Source organism: Chitinimonas sp. BJB300 (genome assembly GCF_002735695.1).
Taxonomy (GTDB): Bacteria; Pseudomonadota; Gammaproteobacteria; order Burkholderiales; family Chitinimonadaceae; genus Chitinimonas.
Genome location: NZ_PDZH01000145.1, coordinates 1 through 8,157, shown reverse-complemented (window position 1 = coordinate 8,157; position 8,157 = coordinate 1). Strand labels below are relative to the sequence as shown.

11 protein-coding genes are annotated in these 8,157 nt (G+C 55.9%); all 11 read right to left on the bottom strand.

All coding sequences use genetic code 11. The features are described 5' to 3' along the window. Nucleotides 1-85: 85 nt before the first annotated feature. Nucleotides 86-1,330, bottom strand: coding sequence for an alpha/beta hydrolase family protein (locus tag CSQ89_RS18235; protein WP_143747088.1), 1,245 nt, complete (start codon nt 1,328-1,330; stop codon nt 86-88). Nucleotides 1,331-2,156: 826 nt separating this feature from the next. Then, nucleotides 2,157-2,429: a hypothetical protein gene (locus CSQ89_RS18230; RefSeq protein WP_099407505.1), complete on the bottom strand. Its 273-nt coding sequence runs from the start codon at nt 2,427-2,429 to the stop codon at nt 2,157-2,159. Nucleotides 2,430-2,470: 41 nt separating this feature from the next. Beyond that, complete coding sequence (locus CSQ89_RS23295) at nt 2,471-2,632, bottom strand: hypothetical protein (RefSeq protein ID WP_233203300.1); 162 nt, start codon at nt 2,630-2,632, stop codon at nt 2,471-2,473. Then, on the bottom strand, nt 2,590-4,383 hold the full coding sequence (gene arsA, locus CSQ89_RS18220) for an arsenical pump-driving ATPase (protein ID WP_099407504.1): 1,794 nt from the start codon (nt 4,381-4,383) through the stop codon (nt 2,590-2,592). Before arsA ends, CSQ89_RS23295 begins: the two co-directional genes overlap by 43 nt. 13 nt (nt 4,384-4,396) lie before the next feature. Continuing rightward, entirely contained in the window at nt 4,397-4,759 is a 363-nt protein-coding gene (gene arsD, locus CSQ89_RS18215; protein WP_099407503.1) for an arsenite efflux transporter metallochaperone ArsD, read from the bottom strand. Between the two features lie 9 nt (nt 4,760-4,768). After that, nucleotides 4,769-5,245 carry an arsenate reductase ArsC gene (locus CSQ89_RS18210; protein ID WP_099407502.1) on the bottom strand — a complete coding sequence of 159 codons (477 nt, stop codon included), beginning with the start codon at nt 5,243-5,245 and terminating at the stop codon, nt 4,769-4,771. A 7-nt stretch (nt 5,246-5,252) separates the two neighbouring features. Further along, nucleotides 5,253-5,594 (bottom strand): ArsR/SmtB family transcription factor, encoded by a 342-nt coding sequence (locus CSQ89_RS18205; RefSeq protein ID WP_099407501.1) that lies wholly within the window; start codon nt 5,592-5,594, stop codon nt 5,253-5,255. Between the two features lie 47 nt (nt 5,595-5,641). Continuing rightward, entirely contained in the window at nt 5,642-5,962 is a 321-nt protein-coding gene (locus tag CSQ89_RS18200) for an ArsR/SmtB family transcription factor (protein WP_099407500.1), read from the bottom strand. Nucleotides 5,963-6,232: 270 nt separating this feature from the next. Further along, on the bottom strand, nt 6,233-6,934 hold the full coding sequence (locus CSQ89_RS18195) for an RES family NAD+ phosphorylase (RefSeq protein WP_099407499.1): 702 nt from the start codon (nt 6,932-6,934) through the stop codon (nt 6,233-6,235). Further along, nucleotides 6,912-7,286, bottom strand: coding sequence for an antitoxin Xre/MbcA/ParS toxin-binding domain-containing protein (locus CSQ89_RS18190; protein WP_099407498.1), 375 nt, complete (start codon nt 7,284-7,286; stop codon nt 6,912-6,914). Before CSQ89_RS18190 ends, CSQ89_RS18195 begins: the two co-directional genes overlap by 23 nt. Nucleotides 7,287-7,392: 106 nt before the next feature. Further along, a complete protein-coding gene (locus CSQ89_RS18185) occupies nt 7,393-7,938 on the bottom strand; it encodes a phage tail tape measure protein (RefSeq protein ID WP_099407497.1) in 546 nt (181 codons plus the stop codon). Nucleotides 7,939-8,157 lie beyond the last annotated feature (219 nt).

Sequence of the window (8,157 nt, the reverse complement as noted above, 5' to 3'; positions counted from 1 at the left end):
CCTACCATCGCCGACAAGCCCGTTGCTGTCGCCGCGCCAAACGTGCTCAGCAAATAGTCGGTGTACAAATCGAGTTCTTTGTTCTTCATGGCGACAGGTTAGCGTATGCACTGCGTAACATCAGTAAGTTAGATGAGGGGTAGTCATCTCTTGTCCAAATGGTGTTGTAGAAATTATGGTTTGCGCCCCTAACCAGAATCTGATAACGCGGCGAAGTGTCGCTAGCAAAGCTAAAACGATTGCGGTCATAGGTGAGTGAACCATCAAGGTTAATTACGTCGCCATCACACGAGGGCAATAGTGTGGCAAGTGGCACATTAACTAGGCCGAGGTTGTTGCTAAAGTCCGTCGGCGCCAACAAAAATGCTGCCTTGAAATGGTAGGGCGGAGTTGATTCTGCACTTGCGGCGTAATAGATATTATATTCATTAACAGCACTATCAAATTTTTCCTCATTAATAATGGCTAGAGAGGATTCAGCTTTTGTTACCGCATTGGAAAGTTTGGGGTAACTAACCTGGAAAATATCAGGGTTAGCGAGCAAGGCTGTCTTTAAATCATTTTTCTCAACACCGACCCGAGTAAGGTTGTACTTGAGCGCATTTGCAATACCTTGACCACCACGTGAATGACCCATGATGCCAATACGGGTGAAATCGAGTTTGCCTTTCAACTGATCTAGCATGCCGGGACCGCCGCGTTTGTCGATTTCACGAAGGCGATCTAATGTGCCCAATACCAACTGAGCGCGCGACCGGCTCGACGTATCACCACTATTGCCTCTATGAATACTGCGATTAATTGCATTTGCATCGATCGAAATGACGACGTAGCCCTGTGCCGCCAAATCCTTTGCTAGGTAATCGTATCCTTGATAACTTTGCTTAGACCAATCATGCTGCCCATGCAAAAAAACAATAACGGGAAAGCGAGTGGCGGCCTTGGTTAGCCGTGTACTAGCGAGTGGATAGCGTACCCAGCCTCTGACGGGTGTGATGAGGATTCTGTTATTCGTACCCGCTTGTGCTACGAGATTGCCAAGTTGATATTCAATGGCGGGAGAGGATGTAAATGATGTGTTGCCTGTTGTCGCGGGTGCTACACCGGTAAAACGCGCCGCCATCGTGTTTGCCTGGATGGGTAAAGCGGTCCCGGTGGACTGGATTTCACTTCTCTGGTCAGAAATCTGCACCGAAGTCTCGGTACCAGGTACAGGTAATGCTGTGCCTTGAACCGGGGCTAGACTTCCATCATCGCACCCACTCAGCAACATCAGCATAAGAATAATCATGCACCCATAATGCGTGCAACCGTGGATTTTTTTCTTCATCCGGAACCTCGTCTTATAAAAGCAAATTGGAAGATCTGAGGACGATTACTCGGCACAAAAATGCGGAGCAAACCTCGCAACTCCCCCTCTCTGGGCAGAAATCGACACCTCGGCCGACATGCCCGGAGCAGGGTTGCGCATTTAGTACTGAGCGAATGAGCTTGGTTGCAGTAAATGTGGTGCAGTGCCTTATTCTAAGCGGCTCTGCACGTAGAAGAAGAAAGGTTATCAACGCATAGTGGAATGCTGTGCCCCCCACTCAACCCAAACGGAATCAATAGACAGCTTTGGGTCGAATGCTGCCAATATAAGCATTTGAATATTGAAATTGTCCCATTACCTTACCCTCGCACAAGCGGCAGCCCTACATAGTTTCGAACTTTAGGGCTCCTCGAAAAACCTTCCATCCATGGCATGATTCTGACATCGGAAAGTCAGACCTGCATTGGGTTGGCACGCGCCACGTTGAACCTGCACTGGAAGATTGCGGGGTACAACTTGCAACGCTTGTGCTATTTGAAGGTCGCTGGCGTGGTGGCCTTCTGATGCGAGGAATCTGTTTGGATTGGCTGGAAATGGCCAATTTGGGCGGAAAAAGAGATGCAAGACGAGTGACAAGTTCCGGAACGGGCTGTCTGAAAGCACCTCAAGGTCGACTTACTCCGCGGTAATGTCAAAAAGTCGGGTTATTCGAGGCGCCCGTATGTCTTATGTGTGGAAGCCATCTGTATTCCCTTTTAGGTCCGTAATATACCTATCGAGGTGTCCGTTGGGATTAGACCACTATATTACTCATCGTGATGCCTTCCTCGCCGTTGCCGGCCGGTCAATACAGTCCTAGTTCGCGCCGGATCGCGTTGCATTCGGCATTCTTGTCTTTTGCTCGCCTGATCCGCTCGTAGAGCGCATCGATCTCGCCTTTTGCAAAGGGAATTTGCCGCTCTGCATGCCAGCGAGCCACATCCTCGATCAGCCGCCCAAAGGGCTTGCCGGTGAGGTACCACCAGGTCTCGGTGATGAAGCGCCGGAACAGCCAGGCTAGAAATCCTCCCGCCAGGACGAACAGCAACAAGACCCAAGGACTACCATCGCTACCCATTGTGCTTCTCCCCACCAGCAAGGGGCGGCAAGACGGCTGCGCTAGTCACGCAGGGGTCTCACCGTACGGCCCTCGCCAGCATTGGCCATCAAATCCAGCGATAACGGAGCCCTGTCACGCAGCAGCCAGCCAAATACCAGTGCGGCGGCAATGGCACCAGCTAATTGCGCCGCGATGAAGCCGGGCGCATCCACCGGCCGAATGCCGGCAAACGTATCGGAAGCCGCCCGCGCCAGCGTGACCGCCGGGTTTGCATGGGTACGACGGCGTAGCGCTGGGCATGGTGGGTGGCTACCGCCTCTAGCTGGGCCTGCTCGTTGGTAGCCCGTTGCTGCAGGAGTGGCGATACCGGGAAGGCTGCGGCCAGGCACTGGTTGACCACCCAGGCCCAGGGCTCGATGCCTGCGCGCCGCAGATCCGCCTGCAGGTTGGCGGCTTCCAGCACGGGCGTGGTTTCAGCCAGGGCGGCGATCAGCACCTTGGTTTGCTTCGGGTCCTGCAATTGCATCATCGGCGTGGTGAAGTGCAGCCCGCCAGCAGACATCTTCTTGCGAATTTCACGGTCGTAGGAGCCCGTGGCATCCAGTAGCAACAGGGTGTGGCCCGTAGGGGCGGTATCCATCACCACGAAGCGCCTGCCGGCCTCCCGGATCACCCGCGAGAAGGCCTGAAACACGGCGATCTCCTCGGTACACGGGGAGCGCAGGTCTTCCTCCAGCATGGCGCGACCGGCGTCGTCCAGATGCTTGCCTTTGCTGGCCATCACCTCTTGCTGGTAGCGCTCCGTCTCGGCCTTGGGGTCGATACGCGACACCGCCATATTGTCCAGTGTACCGGCGACCATGTCTGCGAGATGTGCCGCAGGATCAGACGTGGTCAGGTGAACCGGCAACCCGCGGTCGGCAAGCGCGATTGCTATCGTGGCAGCCAGGGTGGTTTTGCCGACGCCGCCTTTACCCATGACTATGATCAGACCGTGACCGTCAGCAGCCAGGCTATCGACCAGTTGCGCCAGCTTGGGCAAAGGCCGTACAGCGTCGGTCGGTGGGATGTTCGCCACTGCGATCGCTTGCTCGTCGAACAGTTGCCGCAGTGCCGAGAGGCCTACCAGGTTGAAAGCTTTGAGGTTCAGACGATCAGTGGTTAGAGCAGCCAACGCAGGGGGCAGTTGCGCCAGTGCGATGGCCTCACGTTCCTCCAGTGCATGGGCCAGCGGATCGACCCTGCCCTCGGCTTCCGGCATCAGCCCGTTGATTTCCAGGTGTTGCCGCTGGAAGCCGATGGCGGCAAGTTCGGCCTGGGTACGAGCCGCCTCGGCTAGGCTAGAGCGCTGGGCGCGCGCCACGAGCACCAGACGGGTCCGTGAGGGATCGGCCAGCGCTGCCACTGCGTTCTGATACTGCGCACGCTGCTTCTCCAGGCCGGCGAGCGGCCCGAGGCAGGAAGCGCCGTCAGGATTGTGTTCGATGAAGCCACTCCAGGCGCCAGGGAGCTGCAGCAGGCGGATGGTATGCCCCGTCGGGGCGGTATCAAACACGACGTGGTCGAAGTCACGCACAAGCACTGCATCAGTCAACAGCTGAGTGAATTCGTCGAAGGCAGCGATCTCGGTCGTGCAAGCACCCGAAAGTTGCTCTTCGATGTCTCTTACTACCTTATCCGGTAGCACTCCGCGCACCGGGCCAACGATGCGGTCGCGGTACTGCTGGGCGGCGTCTTGAGGATCGATCTCCAATGCAGAGAGACCAAGCACTGTGTTGATTCCGATAATATGGTTGCCGATTTCCTGACTGAAAACCTGCCCCACATTTGAAGCGGGATCGGTACTCACCAGCAGCACTCGCTTACCTTGGTCTGCCAACAATACGGCGGTTGCACAGGCGATAGAGGTTTTGCCGACACCTCCTTTACCGGTGAAGAACAGATGTCGTGGTGCATTCAGCAGAAAGTGCATGGTCTACCCTTGGTTAACAGCAGCCAGGTCCTGAACAAGAGCCCGTCGTAGGTTGCACGGCATTACCGATGCTGCTGATACCCGCCCAACGAGCCAATTCGGCTCGGCGTGGATAGCGGCCCGCGAGGGCGATTTCGCCATCGACCAGTATCAGCGGCAGGCCTTCCTGGCCCGAGCGCTCCAGGAACTGCTTTACGGCAGCCTGCTGGGCAAACGCCAGTGGCTGTTGCGCCAGGTTGAAGCGCTCCACCTGTCCACCCTGGCGCTTGAGCCAGTCCACATCGGCAGCGAAGGTGACCAACGCCTGGTCGACGTCGGTCCCGCACACACCGCTACTGCAGCAGAGCGCAGGTTCATAGATTTGTATGGCAGGCATGGTGTCTCCTCAGGCGCCGATCAGGCCGATGCGATCCAGCTCAGGTTTGAGCTTCGCCTTGTCGGCGAGAACATCCGATGGCAGGGCCAGGAAGACTTCGATTCGGCCGCGCAGGATGCGGTAGGCCTTTACAAATGCGGCATCAATTTCGGCATCGGTACCGGTGGCGTGAGCCGGGTCTTCGACGCCCCAGTGGGCTCGCAGGGCAGGTCCGAGGTAGGCCGGGCATGTCTCGCCGGCAGCACTACCGCAGACCGTGATCACGACGTCCGGGGTGATGGGCAGGTTGTCCCAGGATTTGCTATGCAGCCCTTCGGTCGAAATGCCTTCGCGCTCCAGCAAGGCGAGTGAGCGCGGGTGGACATAGCCAGCGGGCTTGCTGCCGGCACTGATGGCGCGAATGCCCTTAGGCGCCAGCGCGTTGATCGTGGCCTCGGCCAGGATGGAGCGGCAGGAGTTACCAGTGCACAGGATCAGGATGTTCATCAACGCCTCACTTACAGGAGACAGAGTTGCAGGAAGGTTCGACCAGCTCAGTACACTGGTCCGGGTGCCCGCCACAGCAGTGGTCGGTCAGGAATCCGGTAACCTGGCGCATCAGCCCTAGGTTGGCGCGGTAGCGTTGGAAGCGGCCCTCCTGCTCAACGGTCACCAGCCCGGCATAGGCCAGATTCTTCAGATGGAATGACAGGTTGGACGGCGCCAGATCGAGTCGGCTGGCCAGCTCGCCTGCGACGAGACCGCTGTTGCCGGCGTCTACCAACAGCAGATAGACATTGAGCCGAGCGCTAGAAGACAGCGCTTCAAAGGCCTGCAGTACGGTAGGTTTGTCCATGTTTCAGCAACATTTCAAATTTATTTGAAATAATAGGCTTTAAGAAATCAGCTGCAGCCGCTGACTTCCTGGTTCGCCATAGTAGCGGCGGAACAGCAGTTCTCGGTCATGAAGCTCAGCAGGCCACCCATGGTCTCGTAGTTGGCGGAGTAGTGGATGAAACGGCCTTCCTGCCTGGCATCGATCAGATTGGCTCGTGTCAGCTCCTTCAAGTGGAAGGACAGCGTTGCCGGCGGAATATCCAACTTGTCACCGATCTTGCCAACGGTCATCCCCTGCACGCCTTGGACGACCAGCAACCGGAAGATGGCCAGTCGGGTCTCCTGGGCCAGAGCGGCAAGTAGCGTGACAGCAGCTTTATTTTCCATATTTCCACTTTAATCGAATAGTTGAATTATGATCAATGTCTATCGAGTTAAGCATTACCAACATTAGCGGCGGGGTGTCTGGGTTGGTGTGAAAAGTCAGCACCGGCACGGGGTGCCGAAGTGGTCAACGTTCGCCGAAATCGAGTGTCAAGTTCACCAGAATCCGCATCTGAGCGAGCCGGTGCTTCAATTGCGAGCAGCTTGATATAGGGGTTGTAAGCAAACCCATCTCTGGGCTGCCTAACGAATAGGCAATGTTCGAACCTGGGCCTAAAAAACAAACTCAATAGGCTTCTCTCCCAGTCGCTGCAAAATAGCGCGGTTTTCCTGTGTATACAGCGTCCAGCTCTCTTGACTCAGCGGCGACGAACACATGAACGCACGGGGATGAAATACAGCAACACAGCCGCGATGCCCTGGATCGCGCACAGAGGCGTACCGCACCATATCAATGGTATTGGCCTCACGGACCTTACGCCCAATTTCCCAGGTCTGAGAATAGTTAGAAGGGTGGTTCCAGTCTTCCGGCGTCGCGTCAAAGGGAGGCAACCGCAAATCAACAGCCGGTCCGGCTAACGACACTTGAAATAATGTTCGCTGCTGCCCATCGTTTTTCCGTTTCAAACCTTCGGAAACACTGGTGAACTGGGTTTTCCAATAGGCGATTTCTGCCAAGGCTGTTATTTTTTGGTCCGCCGCATAGAAAATTCCGGCCGTCCCAACTGCCCCAAAGCGAGTAGCTCTTATACATGCGGCATAGCGGAATGGGGTGAATAGCAGATAGTGAAGTTTATGGTCTGACTCTACTCCTGGTGGAACTGGCGGTTTCGCCGACTCCAACAATTGCTCAAGAATATCTTGCTTAGCGAGATTGTTGCCGACCAACCTCAGCGTAGTACCTTGCGTTTGCGATTCAACCGAACGCCACGCAGTAAATGTTGGTGCGGAATTAGCAACGACCGCGATAGGCATCGAGATAACCCCGTACTTGATGTAGGCCGGACTGGCGGGATATTAAATTTGCAGGGGTGTCTGCCAAATCACTGTTATACGATTTGAGCCACGCCCGCATATTTTCAAGGTTGTTACCTAGAATCGCGCCCAGCGAGCGATAAACCAACAAGAACGTGGTAGCGGCATCCCATCCGGGCTTGGAAATGCTTAGCTCATAGCCCCCATTACACAGCCTACTCGCAGAGGACGCCGATATCCCCAGGATGTCAGCCAGTTCGGCTTGGTTTAGCTCAAGATCGTGTGCTGCATTCACTACGGCCTCCGTGAGGACTGCCGCAGGATCATACTTAACGGCTTCCAAGGCACTCATACGCTTACTCCTTTTGAAGCAAAAAATGCGACGGACTCAATTACAGTAAGTTTCTATGGAAATAATATCACTACTAAATTTCTATTGAATGATTTTTTAAGCAAGCTCACCCAACAACCTCCGCCCGCACCTCTAACTCCAAGTCAGTCTTTGCCGGGTCAATGCCGACATAAAAGGTGCGCTGGATGGTGTCTATCACCCCCATCATGTCCTTCTCAAGCGCACCCGTCGCATCCTGCAACATGGCCGCGTACTCGGCGGCTTGAGCGTAGGGTAGCTTCAATTGCACACCCAGGTAGGCCGTTGCCTCACCCACACCGCCCAGGATGGCCTTGGCACTCATGCCTTGCCGGGTAAGCATGGTCATCATTTCCTGAAAATCCGCCGTCGTCCCCGGTAGACGGTCTCCCAGCTTTTCAGCGAGCGCGACAATGTCGGCGTACTCCTGCCTCACCGCGCCGCCCTTCTCCATCATCGACACGCGCAAGCCCGTACGGGCATCTTCCGCGCTGGCGTAGGCGCTTACCGGGGCCATCATCGCCCGGCCCGTCACATACCCCGCCCCCAGCATGGCGGCACCATTGCCCGCCACGTTATTACGCGTTTCCATGGACTTGTCATACTGCGCCCGTAAGGGGGTGGCTTGGCGCATGCGCTCATTCACCACCTTCAACCGGTCCTGTTGGGCCTTCAGGGCATCATTGGCCTGATTGATTTGGCGGGCCAGCCCGCTCTCATGGTCGCCTATTCACCCGGCAACTAAGGGTTGATTTGTTGGTGTCCGCCCCCAACTGATAGAAATGGACAAAGAAGACGGACGCAAGCTGTCGCGGCAAGAACAGCACGAAAGGCGCAAGCAAGCTGTGAGGCT

Bases quoted from the DNA above. Each gene is read 5' to 3' on its own strand.
- CSQ89_RS18210 (WP_099407502.1), bottom strand. From the start codon at position 5,245: ATGAACATCCTGATCCTGTGCACTGGTAACTCCTGCCGCTCCATCCTG.
- CSQ89_RS18205 (WP_099407501.1), bottom strand. From the start codon at position 5,594: ATGGACAAACCTACCGTACTGCAGGCCTTTGAAGCGCTGTCTTCTAGC.
- CSQ89_RS18200 (WP_099407500.1), bottom strand. From the start codon at position 5,962: ATGGAAAATAAAGCTGCTGTCACGCTACTTGCCGCTCTGGCCCAGGAG.
- CSQ89_RS18190 (WP_099407498.1), bottom strand. From the start codon at position 7,286: ATGAGTGCCTTGGAAGCCGTTAAGTATGATCCTGCGGCAGTCCTCACG.
- arsD (WP_099407503.1), bottom strand. From the start codon at position 4,759: ATGCCTGCCATACAAATCTATGAACCTGCGCTCTGCTGCAGTAGCGGT.
- arsA (WP_099407504.1), bottom strand. From the start codon at position 4,383: ATGCACTTTCTGCTGAATGCACCACGACATCTGTTCTTCACCGGTAAA.
- CSQ89_RS18235 (WP_143747088.1), bottom strand. From the start codon at position 1,330: ATGAAGAAAAAAATCCACGGTTGCACGCATTATGGGTGCATGATTATT.
- CSQ89_RS18195 (WP_099407499.1), bottom strand. From the start codon at position 6,934: ATGCCTATCGCGGTCGTTGCTAATTCCGCACCAACATTTACTGCGTGG.
- CSQ89_RS18230 (WP_099407505.1), bottom strand. From the start codon at position 2,429: ATGGGTAGCGATGGTAGTCCTTGGGTCTTGTTGCTGTTCGTCCTGGCG.
- CSQ89_RS18185 (WP_099407497.1), bottom strand. From the start codon at position 7,938: ATGCGCCAAGCCACCCCCTTACGGGCGCAGTATGACAAGTCCATGGAA.